The 13815-nt window shown below is 69.0% G+C and carries 11 protein-coding genes; 10 read left to right on the top strand and 1 reads right to left on the bottom strand.

What is annotated here, in order from left to right; translation table 11 throughout:
• Positions 1-14: 14 nt before the first annotated feature.
• The 8 genes from glyA (at position 15) to A6P39_RS06350 (ending at position 9258) form a co-directional block, all read left to right on the top strand.
• Complete coding sequence (gene glyA / locus A6P39_RS06385) at positions 15-1337, top strand: serine hydroxymethyltransferase (protein ID WP_067051603.1); 1323 nt, start codon at positions 15-17, stop codon at positions 1335-1337.
• The gene (locus A6P39_RS06380) at positions 1334-2554 is read left to right on the top strand and encodes a sarcosine oxidase subunit beta family protein (protein WP_067051601.1); all 1221 of its coding nucleotides are present in this window, start codon (positions 1334-1336) and stop codon (positions 2552-2554) included. Before glyA ends, A6P39_RS06380 begins: the two co-directional genes overlap by 4 nt.
• Before the next feature lie 10 nt (positions 2555-2564).
• Positions 2565-2861: a sarcosine oxidase subunit delta gene (locus A6P39_RS06375; protein WP_067051619.1), complete on the top strand. Its 297-nt coding sequence runs from the start codon at positions 2565-2567 to the stop codon at positions 2859-2861.
• Positions 2858-5728, top strand: coding sequence for a sarcosine oxidase subunit alpha family protein (locus A6P39_RS06370; protein WP_067051599.1), 2871 nt, complete (start codon positions 2858-2860; stop codon positions 5726-5728). The genes A6P39_RS06375 and A6P39_RS06370 overlap by 4 nt, the downstream gene beginning before the upstream one ends.
• Entirely contained in the window at positions 5721-6329 is a 609-nt protein-coding gene (locus A6P39_RS06365) for a sarcosine oxidase subunit gamma (protein ID WP_067051597.1), read from the top strand. Before A6P39_RS06370 ends, A6P39_RS06365 begins: the two co-directional genes overlap by 8 nt.
• A 124-nt stretch (positions 6330-6453) precedes the next feature.
• Complete coding sequence (gene purU, locus A6P39_RS06360; RefSeq protein WP_067051596.1) at positions 6454-7335, top strand: formyltetrahydrofolate deformylase; 882 nt, start codon at positions 6454-6456, stop codon at positions 7333-7335.
• 167 nt (positions 7336-7502) lie between these two features.
• Positions 7503-7922 (top strand): cold-shock protein, encoded by a 420-nt coding sequence (locus A6P39_RS06355; protein WP_067051594.1) that lies wholly within the window; start codon positions 7503-7505, stop codon positions 7920-7922.
• Between the two features lie 415 nt (positions 7923-8337).
• The gene (locus tag A6P39_RS06350; protein WP_159396136.1) at positions 8338-9258 is read left to right on the top strand and encodes a hypothetical protein; all 921 of its coding nucleotides are present in this window, start codon (positions 8338-8340) and stop codon (positions 9256-9258) included.
• Positions 9259-9536: 278 nt separating this feature from the next.
• Here the strand turns inward: A6P39_RS06350 and hemC are convergent, their stop codons facing one another.
• Complete coding sequence (hemC, locus tag A6P39_RS06345) at positions 9537-10472, bottom strand: hydroxymethylbilane synthase (RefSeq protein ID WP_067051618.1); 936 nt, start codon at positions 10470-10472, stop codon at positions 9537-9539.
• A gap of 719 nt (positions 10473-11191) precedes the next feature.
• Here hemC and A6P39_RS06340 point away from each other — a divergent pair.
• On the top strand, positions 11192-12451 hold the full coding sequence (locus A6P39_RS06340; RefSeq protein WP_331454199.1) for a glutamyl-tRNA reductase: 1260 nt from the start codon (positions 11192-11194) through the stop codon (positions 12449-12451).
• A gap of 143 nt (positions 12452-12594) precedes the next feature.
• Positions 12595-13815: an ATP-grasp domain-containing protein gene (locus A6P39_RS06335; RefSeq protein ID WP_234379089.1), complete on the top strand. Its 1221-nt coding sequence runs from the start codon at positions 12595-12597 to the stop codon at positions 13813-13815.

Genomic DNA, 13815 nt, shown 5'->3' with positions numbered 1-13815 from the left:
AGGATGGTGTGCAGATGGCAACCACCCCGTCGACCACGGTCTCCTCTCCTCTCTCCCGCCCCCTGGGCGAACTCGACCCGGATGTCGCCGCCGCGGTGAACGACGAACTGCGCCGCCAGCAGTCGACGCTCGAGATGATCGCTTCGGAGAACTTCGCCCCGGCCGCCGTCATGCAGGCCCAGGGCTCGGTGCTGACCAACAAGTACGCCGAGGGCTACCCGGGCCGCCGCTACTACGGCGGCTGCGAACACGTCGACGTCGTCGAGCAGTTGGCCATCACCCGGGTGAAGGACCTGTTCGGCGCCGAGGCCGCCAACGTGCAGCCGCACTCGGGCGCCCAGGCCAACGCCGCCGCGATGTTCGCACTGCTCGAGCCCGGCGACACCATCCTCGGCCTCGACCTGGCGCACGGCGGTCACCTCACCCACGGCATGCGCATCAACTACTCCGGCAAGCTGTACAACGTCGTGCCGTACCACGTGCGCGCGTCCGACATGCGCATCGACATGGACGAGGTCGAACAGCTCGCCCTCGCCCACCGGCCCAAGCTGATCGTCGCGGGCTGGTCGGCGTATCCCCGTCAGCTGGACTTCGCCGCGTTCCGGCGGATCGCCGACGCCGTCGGTGCGTACCTGATGGTGGACATGGCCCACTTCGCCGGGCTGGTGGCCGCGGGCCTGCACCCGAGCCCGGTGCCGTACGCCGACGTCGTCACGACCACCACGCACAAGACCCTCGGCGGGCCACGCGGAGGCGTGATCCTCAGCCGCGCCGACCTGGCCAAGAAGATCAACTCCGCGGTCTTCCCGGGCCAGCAGGGCGGTCCGCTGGAGCACGTCATCGCGGCGAAGGCGGTGGCCTTCAAGGTGGCGGCGAGCGAGGAGTTCAGGGAGCGTCAGCGGCGCACCCTGGACGGCGCCCGCACCCTCGCCGGGCGGCTGCTGGCCGACGACGTGGCCGAGGCCGGGATCACGGTGCTGACCGGCGGCACCGAGGTCCACCTGGTCCTCGTCGACCTGCGGGACTCCGCGCTCGACGGCCGGCAGGCCGAGGACCGGCTGCACCGCATCGGCATCACCGTCAACCGCAACGCCGTGCCGTTCGACCCGCGCCCGCCGATGGTCTCCTCGGGCCTGCGGATCGGCACCCCGGCCCTGGCCACCCGGGGCTTCGGCGGGACGGAGTTCCGGGAGGTCGCCGACATCGTCGCCCAGGCCCTCAAGGACGAGCGGCTCGGCGACGAGCGCGCGGGTCTGCTGCGCGACCGGGTCGAAAAGCTCGCCGGGGCGTTCCCCCTCTACCCCCACCTGCCCCAGCTGAACGGAGACGCGGCATGACCACCGAGCCGCTGCCCGAGCACCCGGACTGGCTCTGGCGCAACCCCGAGCCGCGCTCCTCGTACGACGTCGTCATCGTCGGCGCGGGCGGCCACGGCCTGGCCACCGCCTACTACCTCGCCAAGAACCACGGCATCACCAACGTCGCCGTCCTCGAAAAGGGCTGGCTGGCCGGCGGCAACATGGCGCGCAACACCACGATCATCCGCTCCAACTACCTGTGGGACGAGAGCGCGGCGATCTACGAGCACGCCCTGAAGCTGTGGGAAGGGCTCCCGCAGGAGCTGGACTACGACTTCCTGTTCAGCCAGCGCGGCGTCCTCAACCTCGCCCACACGCTCCAGGACGTCCGCGAGGGAGTACGCCGCGTGGGCGCCAACCGGCTCAACGGAGTCGACGCGGAGTGGCTGGAGCCGGACGAGGTCGCCAAGGTCTGCCCCATCCTGAACGTCTCCTCCCGCACCCGCTACCCGGTGCTCGGCGCCACCTACCAGCCGAGGGCCGGCATCGCCAAGCACGACCATGTCGCCTGGGCACTGGCCCGCCGGGCCGACGAGATGGGCGTGGATCTGATCCAGGGCTGCGAGGTCACCGGCTTCGTCAAGGACGGCGAGCGGGTCGTGGGCGTCGAGACCGGCCGCGGCCGCATCCTCGCCGGCCGGGTCGGGCTCGCGGCGGCCGGGCACAGCAGCGTGCTGGCCGAGCGGGCCGGCATACGGCTGCCCGTGCAGTCCCACCCCCTGCAAGCGCTGGTCTCCGAACTGCACGAGCCGGTCCACCCCACCGTGGTCATGTCGAACCACGTGCACGTCTATGTGTCCCAGGCGCACAAGGGCGAGCTGGTGATGGGCGCGGGTGTCGACGCCTACAACGGCTACGGGCAGCGTGGCTCCTTCCACGTGATCGAGCAGCAGATGGCCGCCGCCGTCGAGCTGTTCCCGGTCTTCGCCCGCGCACACGTGCTGCGGACCTGGGGCGGCATCGTGGACGTCACCCCGGACGCCTCCCCGGTCATCGGCACCACCCCGGTCGAGAACCTCTACGTCAACTGCGGCTGGGGCACCGGCGGTTTCAAGGCCACCCCGGCCGCCGGCTGGACCTTCGCCCACACCATCGCCACGGGCGAACCCCATCCGCTGAACGCCCCGTTCGCCCTCGACCGCTTCGCGACGGGCGCGCTGATCGACGAGCACGGCGCAGCAGCCGTGGCCCACTGAGGAGGACATGGTGCTTCTGATCACCTGCCCATGGTGCGGTCCCCGGAACGAGACCGAGTACCACTACGGGGGACAAGCCCACGTTCCCTACCCCGAGAACCCCGCGGACCTCACCGACGAGCAGTGGGCCCAGTACGTCTTCTACCGCGACAACCCCAAGGGCCCCTTCGCCGAGCGGTGGATGCACAGCGTCGGCTGCCGCCGCTGGTTCAACGTGGTGCGCGACACCGCCACCCACGAGGTGCTCGCCGTCTACCGGCTCGACGAGCCCCGCCCCGAACTGCCCCAGGCCGGAGGGAAGCGATGAGAGACCAGCACTTCCGGCTCCCGCACGGGGGCCGCATCGACCGCGACACCGTGCTGCGGTTCACCGTCGACGGGCGGGAGATGACCGGGCACCCCGGAGACACCGTCGCCTCGGCGATGCTGGCCAACGGGCTCACCGAGGTCGCTCCGTCGCTCTACCGGGGCCGTCCGCGCGGCATCGTCTGCGCGGGCGTCGAGGAGCCGAACGCCCTGCTGCAGCTCGACGGCACGTGCTCGGAGGGCATGCTTGCGGCGACGACGGTGGAGCTGTACGACGGGCTGTCCGCCACGACCCTGTCCGGCATGGGCCGGCTCGACCCGTCCCCCGACCCCGCCGTCCACGACAAGAAGTACGCGCACACCGACGTCCTGGTCGTCGGCGCCGGACCGGCTGGACTCGCGGCCGCGGCGGCCGCGGCCGGCTCCGGCGCCCGCGTCATCCTCGTCGACGACCAGCCCGGCCCCGGCGGTTCGCTGCTCTCCGGGCGCACCGAGACGGTCGGTGCCCAGACCGCCCGCGCATGGGTCAGCGAAGTGCGCGCGGCACTCGACGCCGCCCCGGAGGTCGTCGTACTCCAGCGCACCACGGCGTTCGGGTCCTACGACGACAACTACGTGCTGGCCCTTCAGCGGCGCACCGATCACCTTGGCACCGCCGCCCCCGAGGGCGTCTCGCGTCAGCGGTTGTGGCACATCCGGGCCCGCCAGGTCGTCCTCGCGACCGGCGCGCACGAGCGTCCCCTGGTGTTCGCCGGCAACGACCGCCCTGGGATCATGCTCGCCTCGGCCGTGCGCACCTACCTCAACCGGTATGCCGTGGCCCCGGGTTCGCGGGCCGTGGTGAGCACCACCAACGACAGCGCCTACGACACGGTCGCCGACCTGCACGCCGCCGGGATCGACATCGCCGCCGTCGTGGACGCGCGCCCCGAACTGTCCCACCGGGCCGCCGAGGTCACGCTGGCCACCGGGGTGCGGGTGCTGACGGGCAGTGCCGTGGCCGGCACGGCGGGCGACAGCCGGCTCACCGGCGTCACCGCCCAGGCCCTCGACGAGAACGGCCGGCTCACCGGCGCCCCGCAGTCCTTCGACTGCGACCTGCTCGCCGTCTCCGGCGGCTGGAGCCCCGTCGTCCACCTGCACAGCCAGCGCCAGGGACGGCTGCGCTGGGACGAGGAACTGGTCGCCTTCGTACCCGACGGCACCGTACGGGACCAGCAGGTCGTGGGCGCGGCGCGGGGGACGTACGACCTCGACGGCGCTCTGGCCGAGGGAGCGCGGGCAGGCGCGCGGGCCGCCACGGACGCCGGGTTCCCCGTGCCGGTACCGTCGCCTGCCGATCCCCGGTCCGCAGGCCCGGTGCGTGCCCTGTGGCTGGTACCCGCCCCCGACGGCGAACCCGGCACCTGGGACACCCACTTCGTCGACCTGCAGCGCGATGTCACGGTCGCCGACGTCTGGCGGTCCACCGGTGCAGGCATGCGCGGCGTCGAGCACGTCAAGCGCTACACCTCGCTCGGCACGGCGAACGACCAGGGCAAGACCTCCGGCGTCAACGCGATCGGGGTGATCGCCGAGGCCCTCGGCGGATCACTGGGAGAGATCGGCACCACCGCTTACCGCGCGCCCTACACGCCGATCGCCTTCGCGGCCCTCGCCGGACGCGAGCGCGGCGAGCTGTTCGACCCGGAGCGCACGACCTCCGTCCACGGCTGGCACGTGGCGCACGGGGCGGTGTTCGAGGACGTCGGGCAGTGGAAGCGTCCCCGGTACTACCCGCAGCCCGGTGAGGACATGGACGCGGCCGTGGCCCGCGAGTGCCGCGCCGCCCGTGAAGGGGTGGCGTTCATGGACGCCTCCACCCTCGGCAAGATCGAGATCTGGGGCAGGGACGCGGGCGAGTTCCTCAACCGCATCTACACCAACGCCTTCAAGAAGCTCAAGCCCGGCATGGCCCGCTACGGCGTGATGTGCAAGCCCGACGGCATGATCTTCGACGACGGGGTGACCCTGCGCCTGGACGACAACCGCTACTTCATGACGACCACGACCGGCGGAGCGGCCGGGGTCCTGGACTGGCTGGAGGAGTGGCTGCAGACCGAGTGGCCCGAACTCGACGTCCACTGCACCTCGGTGACCGAGCAGTGGGCGACGATCGCCGTCGTCGGCCCGCAGTCGCGCGAGGTCGTCGCCCAACTCGCCCCCGGCGTCGACCTGTCCGCCGAGGCGTTCCCCTTCATGGCCTTCCGCGAGACCACCCTGGCCTCCGGCATCCCGGCCCGGATCTGCCGGATCTCCTTCTCCGGCGAACTCGCCTACGAGATCAACGTCTGCGCCTGGCACGGCCCGGCCGTCTGGGAGCAGGTCCACGCGGCCGGGCAGCCGTACGGCATCACCCCCTACGGCACCGAGACCATGCACGTCCTGCGGGCCGAGAAGGGGTACATCATCGTCGGCCAGGACACCGACGGCACCGTCACCCCACAGGACGCCGGCATGTCCTGGGTGGTCTCGAAGCAGAAGGACTTCGTCGGAAAGCGGTCCTACTCCCGCGCCGACACCTCCCGCACCGACCGCAAGCAGCTGGTCGGCCTGCTGCCGAGCGATCGTACGACCCGGCTGCCCGAGGGCACCCAACTCGTCGCGCCCGACGTCTCCTTGGACACGGTGCCCGTCCCGATGCTCGGCCACGTCACCTCCAGTTACCACAGCCCCGCCCTGGGCCGTCCCTTCGCCCTCGCCCTCGTCGCCGACGGGCGGGCGAAGATCGGCCAGACCCTGCTCGCCCCGGTGGGCGAGGCCCTGGTGCCCGTCGAAGTGACCGACTTCGTCCTCTACGACCCCGAAGGGACCAAGCGAGATGGCTGAGCCGACGACCGACGCACGGGTGAGCCCGCTGGGACACCTGGAGGAGCGGATGCGCGCCGCCACGGTCACCGGCGCCCGCGGTGTCGCACTGACCGAGTGGCCGTTCGTCACCATGGTGAACGTGCGCGTCGACCCCGCGTCCGAGGCGGCCGACCGCATCGGGAAGACCCTGGGGGCACCGCTGCCTCGCCGGTGTGGCGACACCGCCGTGTCCGGACCGCATACGGTCGCCTGGCTCGGCCCCGACGAGTGGCTCGTGCTCTCCCAGACCGAACCGACCGCTGTGACCGCCGAGTTGCGGAAGGCACTCGCGGGCGACCCGGGCTCGGTCGTGGACGTCTCGGCCAACCGCACCACGCTGGAACTGAGCGGCCCGGCCGCCCGGCAGGTGCTGGAAAAGGGCTGCCCGCTGGACCTGCATCCCCGTGCCTTCGGGCCCGGCAGGGCGGTGTCGACCACGGTGGGCCCCGTCCCGGTACTGCTCTGGCAGGTCGACGACGAGCCGGCGTACCGGCTCTTCCCCCGCTCCTCGTTCGCCGACTACCTGGCCCGCTGGCTCATCGACGCGATGAGCGAGTACCGCGGGCCCGAGGTCCCCTGATGGCGCTCAGCGCCTTCGAACCGCACGCGGCCGGCACCGGCCACGGGCACGGCTCGGGTGGTCTTCCCGCCCAACGGGGGTCAGGCATCGTCCCCGGCCGTACTACGTAATCGAGGCTGACACCATGACCGACTCCGCATCATCCGCCACAGCGTCCCTTGAACACGTACTCACCGTCGACTGCCCCGAGGCTCCCGGCATCGTCCATGCCGTCTCGCGCTTCCTCCTCGATCACGACAGCGACATCATCGACAACCAGCAGTTCGGCGAACGCCGCGACGGCCACTTCTTCATGCGGGTGCACTTCGCCACTTCCGGCGGCGAGAACACCACCGAGGTGCTGCGCCGCGACTTCGCCGCCGTGGCCGCGCCGTTCGCGATGCGGTGGCACCTCGAACCGGCCCGCACCCGGCGACGTGTACTGATCATGGTGTCCCGCTACGGCCACTGCCTCAACGACCTGCTCTTCCGCGCCCGCAGCGGCGATCTGCCCATCGACGTGGTCGCGGTGGTCTCGAATCACCGCGACCACGAGGCACTCGTCACCTGGCACGGCATCCCGTTCTTCCATGTGCCGGTCACCTCCGCGGCCAAGCCCGAGGCCGAGGCCAGACTCCTCGAGATCGTCGACTCCTACGACGTCGACCTGGTCGTCCTGGCGCGCTACATGCAGGTGCTCTCGGACGACCTGTGCACCCGACTGGCCGGCCGGCTGATCAACATCCACCACTCGTTCCTGCCCAGCTTCAAGGGCGCCAAGCCCTACCACCAGGCACACGAGCGAGGCGTGAAACTCGTGGGTGCGACCGCCCACTACGTCACCGCCGACCTCGACGAAGGCCCGATCATCGCCCAGGAGGTCATCGACGTCGACCACAGCCACACCCCCGACGACCTCGCCGCCATCGGCCGCGACGCGGAGTCGGCAGCCCTGGCCCGAGCCGTCCGCTGGCACAGTGAAGGCCGCGTGTTCGTCCAGGGAAGGCGCACCGTGGTCCTCCGGTGAGGGCCACCGGCGTGCGCCGAGTGGGTGACTGCAAGTCGATCGATCGTTACTATGAAAGCGCGCGGAACTCGGGACGGACGGCAATACCGGACAATCCGGGACCGATCGCGAACCGCGCAGTGGTCATTGACTTCGGGTAGTGGTGTCGCGTTTCTGTGGGAGTGGCTGTGGTTGCGGGTCGTGTGGTGCGTTTTGACAGTACGCGGGGTTACGGATTCATTTCCCCGGCTTACGGCGGAGAGGACGTCTTCCTCCATGTGAACGACCTGCTGATGCCGGAGGCGTATGTGCGCTCCGGTCTTCAGGTCGAGTTCGAGATCGAAGAGGGAGAGCGGGGCCTGAAAGCGTCGTCCGTCAGGCTCGCCGAATCCGCCGAGCGGAAGCCGGCGGAGGTGGTCCCGACCGGGACCGTCGGGCCCGCGGGCGACGGAGAGCAGTTGTGTGACGTGCTCTCCCAGGACGAGTTCAGCAAGGATATGACGGAGCTTCTGCTGGCAGCGGCACCGTCGCTCACGGGCGAGCAGATCCTCACGATCCGGCGCCGCGTGGTGGACTTCGGAAGGCGCCACGGCTGGGTCGAGGACTGAGCCTCTCGAAAACCGGCCCTTGTCTCCACGGCTGACGCGGAGACAGGGGCCGGCCTGCTCACATCGACGCCAGGATCTGCCCAACCACCAACCGTCTGACAGGGCTTGTGAAGAGCTGGATGCCCCAAGATCGGCACGACCGGTTCGCGAGGCGGGCCACCGTACTCCTGTCGGCGTCCAGATGCTGCTGAATCCGAGCCTCCGGATAGGAATATCGGGTAACCGTGATGCACATCCCGGTAAGGCCATCTCCTGTGATGCGGACACGGCGTCAACTTCGCCACCCGGCAGCAGTAATTGACATACAATCGCCCGCGGTTGGGTGATGCATCGTGCCAACAGATTCTCAAGATCAGGTCGGCGCGGCCCACCACAAGTCAGCAGCCTTCTTCTGGGGATGGGAGTGAGTGGGTTCGTGATCGAGCACGGCGTCTCCGAGTTAGCGGCCGCCAGCGAGAAGTTCAGTACGCTGAGACCATCGGATCTGACCATGGTCTTATTGGTCCGGGAGGACCTGGAGGCCGGGACACTCCCGATGCCGACGCTGAGCGTGCGGGATATCGGTCTCACAGTGAAAGAACTGGCCAAGTGCGGGGTCGGTGCGGTGAAGGTTTTCGCCACCGGCGATCGCCGCGACGCTCAAGGGTCGCTGGCGCGCACGCGGAACAACGTCATGTCACGAGCGATTGAAGAGGTCAAGGCGGCCGACGCGTCGATGACCGTGCTGACCGAAACCTGTCTGTGCTCGTACACCGACACCGGGGAGTGCCACGTCAGCGACGAGGCGGGCGTACCGGACACGGCAGCCACCATTGAGGTGATCGCTGAACAGGCCGTGGCGCAGGCCGAGTCGGGGGCGGACATCGTCGGCCCGGCCGCCATGCTGCCCGGCAGCGTGCGAAGAGTACGGCAGGCGCTGGACAGTGCCGGGCGCTCGGACGTCCGCGTCATGCCACACCTCATCTTCGACTCGAAGCTCTACGACGGCTATCGCCGCACCATGGACGCCGTTCCGGCATCCGGCGAGCGTCGAGCGTTCCAGGTGGATCCACAACGGCCGACGCGCGCGATCCAGGCCTCCCTGGACTTCATAGTCGAAGGCGCCGACATGTTGCTGCTGGAACCGGCCATGTTCTGCGTCGACGTCCTGATGGAGCTGAAGCTGATGTGCGACGTGCCCCTGGCCCCGTTCTCGGTGTCGGGCGAGTACACCAGGCTGACGGACGCCAACGGCGACAAGCGCCTGCTGCTGGAGCTTTTCACCATGCTGAAGCGGGCTGGTTCCGATCAGATCATCACTTACGCCGCCGGAGAGCTGGCACGCACTCTGGCGTGACACCCGCAACGTGTTCCCCGCCGGCCGGATGAGCTGATCGCCCGCGTACGAGGCCGGATGCGGTCCGCCTGGTTCGGCCAAGAGAGACACGGCCCCTGTTCGTGACCAAGGCTGCCGAAGCCTTTGGTCACGAACAGGGGCCGCGTTTCCGTCTCGTCCGGCCTGGTCGACGCCGACGCACTCCATCGCCGCCGCGAGGACATCGACTCCGCCCGCCCCGAGCGGGAACCGGAGCGGTCCACCTCCCTAGCCGAGGTGCGGGGCAGGTGCCTCAACCGCTAGGCCCCGACATAGACGCCGAAGCCCGCGAGGATCTCGCGCGCCCCGTGGCCGATGAGTTCGCCGGCCAGGGCCATGCCGAGTTTCTCCGGTTCGTCGGTCCGGCCCGTCATCGACCCGGACACCCGCTGGGTCCCGTCCAGCGACGTGACCTGTGCGTGAAGCGTGAGAGACCCGTTCGGTGCGGTCTCCGCGTAGGCGCCCACAGGCACACTGCATCCCCCGTGCAGCTCTGCGAGCAGGGCCCGTTCCGCTCGCACCTGGGCATCGACGGCATAGTCACCCACGGTGGAGAGGATCCCCTGAACAGGCTTGTCGTCCTCGCGGACCTGGATCCCCAGGGCGCCCTGCCCGGGCGAGGGAGGGAACAGGTCCAGGGGCAGGAGTTCACCGATCGCGTCGTCGAGGCCGAGGCGGCGAAGACCGGCGGCCGCCAGGACCACGGCATCGAGGCCCATGGTTTCGATCTTCTTCAGCCGGGGCGGGACGTTCCCCCGGATCGGAACGACCTCGAGGTCGGGGCGGACCGCCTTGAGCTGGGCGATTCGCCGAGCGGCACCGGTACCCACCCGTGCGCCTTTTCGCAGCCCGGCCAGCGTGGATCCGCAAAGGGCATCCCGTACGTCCTCGCGTCCCGGCGGGGGCAACAGCATCAGGCCCGGCGGGTTCGCCGTGGGCAGATCCTTGAGGGAGTGGATCACAATGTCCACGTCTCCCCTGGCGAGTGCCGCCTCCTGCTCGGAGCTGAACGCACTTCCGCCACTCACAGCCGAGATCTCGGATGTCCGGGAGTTTCGATCCCTGTCGCCGCCCTCGAGAATTACCCGATGTGTGAACGTTACGTGGGGAAAGCGCTGACGAATAGGGGCGAGGTATTCTCGTACCTGGGTCTTGGCCAAGTTACTTGCCCGCGAGCCGACCAGGTATGTTGGCATGAAGATCAACTCCCGGTAGATGGTGGATCACCAGGCCATCGTACTCCCGGCTTCCGAAAGGTTTTCCCGACCAATTGTCGGCATAATGGTGTGGGCCAATCCGGAGCCCTTCGGCAGTGTTTGCCGCCAGGCCCCGCAGCCAGGGGCGATGCGTGTTCACGCCGTGAGCCGGAGCACGGCTGCCGGGTGCGGCGGCGTGGTCAGAAGTGACCGGGCGCGGCGGCGCTCCGCCTCCATCACGACCTGAATGGCGTGGAGCGTGCAACGCCCCTGTGCGCGCTGCGCCGCCGGTGCGGCAGCCGCGTACAGGGGCGTTGCGCACAAGGGAGTTGCCCACAGAGGGGGGAGCCGCCGGCAACGCCCGCCCGTCGGGCGACCGGGCCGGCCGGTGGCGCGCCCCGGGCGCATCAGGGCGGGTCGGACCGAACCGCCGAGTCGGCACCGGCCCGGAGCGGATGGGTGCACCGGCGCGCCCCGCATGGTCTTCCGCCGTGGTGACCAGCGAATTCGACGCCCCATGATCACCGGGAGCCGTGGGCTGCGCATACGGCCGTCCATTCATCGCGAATCGCGAAAACGGCTGAGTCGGGGTAACACGCCCATACCGGCTATGTCGGATCGACACGAGAAAGGCGGAGTTCCGCTTCCTATACTTGCTGGGCACTCGAAAAGGATTCAGTTACACTGAGGCGGCTGATAGGTTCGTGAGGTAAGGGGGGATTGTCATCAGTATTCTGTTATTAGGGGTGAGCTATCGAAGCGCCCCACCCGACGTGTTCGAGCAGGCGGCCGTCACCGGTGAGACGGCCGACAAACTGGCACACGACATCCATCGCGCGCCAGGAATCCGTGAGAGTGCCGTCCTCGCAACCTGCAACCGGGTGGAGATATACGCCGATGTCGATGCCTGCGATCAAACCGCCAAGACCATCACCGATGCGCTCGCCGGGCATTGCGGCATCGCACCGGACCGACTCGTTCCGTATCTTTATGAGTTAACGGACGACAATGCATTACAGCACTTATTCAAAGTAGCGTGCGGGCTGGACTCGATGGTGGTCGGTGAGGACCAGATAGTGGGCCAGCTGCGCGCCGCGTTCCAGCTCGCGCAGGAGCGTCGCACCGTGGGCAGAGTGCTGCACGGCATCATGCAGCGGGCGCTGCGGGTCGGCAAACGTGCTCGGTCCGAGACGGGCGTCAACCGCGCCGGCGCCTCGTTGGTGACCGTGGGCCTGGACATCGTCGGTCCGTCGGCCGGAAAGCACGCACTGGTCGTCGGGGCCGGTTCCCTGGGCGCGCTGACCGCCAAGACTCTGGCCGATCGCGGGATCGCAGCCGTCACCGTGACGAACCGGACCCTGGAACGCGCCGAACGACTGGCGGACGACTTACCGATACGCGCCACCGCGATCCCCCTGACAGCAGTGCAGGAAGCACTCCCCGACGCCGACTTGGTGGTCTCCTGCCTGGGCACCGGTGAGTACGTGATCACCGCGGACATGGTGCGCGGCCCCGTGGCCCTCCTCGACCTGGCCGTCCCACGCAGCATTGACCCAGCAGCCGCGCTGCACCCCGACGTCACCCTGGTGAGCCTGGACGACCTCGCCGATCGGAATCATGCCGCCGATGCCGACATCGAAGGCGTCATGCGCATCATCGCGGAGGAGACGACCGACTACCGGGCGAAGCGGCGCGCGGAGGCGGTGGCACCCACCGTCACGGCACTGCGGGACAAGGCGGCAACCGTGGTCGACAAAGAATTGGCCCGGCTCGCCACCCGAGTTCCGAACCTCGACGAGCACGAGCACGATGTCGTCGCACGAACCGTCAGAAGAGTAGTGAACAAAATTCTGCACGCGCCGACCGTGCGCGTCCAGGAACTGGCCGCAGCACCTGATGGTGAGCGGTATGTGACCATGCTGGCCGATCTGTTCGACCTTGCGCCAGATGCAGATGAGGACCACTCAAGGACAGCTTGAGCGGCTTGTGCTCGACACCGTCTATTACTGACCGTCCAACTTTCCGTGTACGACAGATGCGGATCTTCGCCTGTCGTGGCGGAGCGCAACAACCGGAGGTGCCGGAATTGTCGGATCAAACTCAGCAAAGGCCTGACCAGCCAGTGCTGTTGCTGCTCGTCATCGCCACCGGCAAGCGTATGTACCGCGAAGACCTGCTGCGGTCCGCCGGCCGTGCCTACCCGATCCACATGTTCACCACTGCGGAACCCACCTGGGAAAAGGAGCACATAACCGACTGGACGGTGGTGCCCAGCACCACGGATCCGACCGCAATGGTGGCAGCCGCCCGCAAGGTCGCCGAGTCCAAACCGGTCGGCGGCGTGGTGTGCTGGGGCGACGGCCCGGTAAGCGCCGCCGCGGAGATCGCGAGCGCCCTCGGTCTGCCCACGAGCGACCCGGTCGCCGTCCAGCACTGCCGGGACAAACACCAGACGCGTGTCCTGCTCGAAGCAGCCGGAGTGCCACAGCCGATCTCCAGAGCAGTGGACACACTCGAGGAAGCCCGTCAGGTCGTCGACCGGACCGGCTATCCGGCAGTCATCAAACCACGCGGCTACGGCGGCAGCTTCGGCGTGGTCCGCGTGGACGGCCCGGGGGACCTGGCCGAGCACTTCATGTCCACCCGGGACACCACCGACCCGCACGGGCCGGCCTACGAAGCTCCGGTGCTGGTCGAGGAGTACGTCGAGGGCCCCGAGATCAGCGTTGACTCGGTCATCCGCGACGGGAAGGTCACTCCCCTGTTCGTGGCCCGCAAGGTGGTCGCATACCCGCCCCATTTCGAGGAGATCGGGCACTACGTCGACGCCGGGGACGACCTGCTCACCGCCCCCGAACTGACCCGTCAACTCACCGACATCCACGCCGCGCTCGGCTTCACCCACGGCGTGACCCACACCGAGTTCAAGCTGACCCCCACCGGCGCCAAGCTGATCGAGGTCAACGCGCGCGCCGGCGGGGACTTGATCCCCTACCTGGGAATGCGGGCCACCGGGATCGATCCCGGTGTGGTGACGGCAGCGGTGGCCATGGGCGAGGAAGCCGACCTGACCGCACATCGCAGGCGAGTGGCCGGCATCCGGTTCTACTACGTCGACGAAGACGACACGACGATCGCCGATGTCCGCTTCGAGCCTTCCCTGCTTCCCCCGGCGATCGAGCGCACGTACATCATCGCAGCCCCCGGAGACACCGTGTCCCCACCGCCCAAAGGCATGCGCGTGGGCCGCGTCGCCTACGCCACCGCGGTCGCGGAGTCGATCGAGGAGTGCCGCACCGCACTGGACGCAGCAGGGGCGGCCCTGCAGATAGACGTGGTCTGA

Origin of the sequence: Streptomyces sp. FXJ1.172 (assembly GCF_001636945.3) — a bacterium.
In the GTDB taxonomy this organism is placed as follows: Bacteria; Actinomycetota; Actinomycetes; order Streptomycetales; family Streptomycetaceae; genus Streptomyces.
This window is presented reverse-complemented; position numbering and strand designations above follow the sequence as displayed.

Excerpts from the sequence above, each read along its gene's own strand:
- glyA (WP_067051603.1), top strand. The coding sequence starts at position 15 with ATGGCAACCACCCCGTCGACCACGGTCTCCTCTCCTCTCTCCCGCCCC.
- A6P39_RS06380 (WP_067051601.1), top strand. The coding sequence starts at position 1,334 with ATGACCACCGAGCCGCTGCCCGAGCACCCGGACTGGCTCTGGCGCAAC.
- A6P39_RS06370 (WP_067051599.1), top strand. The coding sequence starts at position 2,858 with ATGAGAGACCAGCACTTCCGGCTCCCGCACGGGGGCCGCATCGACCGC.
- A6P39_RS06365 (WP_067051597.1), top strand. The coding sequence starts at position 5,721 with ATGGCTGAGCCGACGACCGACGCACGGGTGAGCCCGCTGGGACACCTG.
- purU (WP_067051596.1), top strand. The coding sequence starts at position 6,454 with ATGACCGACTCCGCATCATCCGCCACAGCGTCCCTTGAACACGTACTC.
- hemC (WP_067051618.1), bottom strand. The coding sequence starts at position 10,472 with ATGCCAACATACCTGGTCGGCTCGCGGGCAAGTAACTTGGCCAAGACC.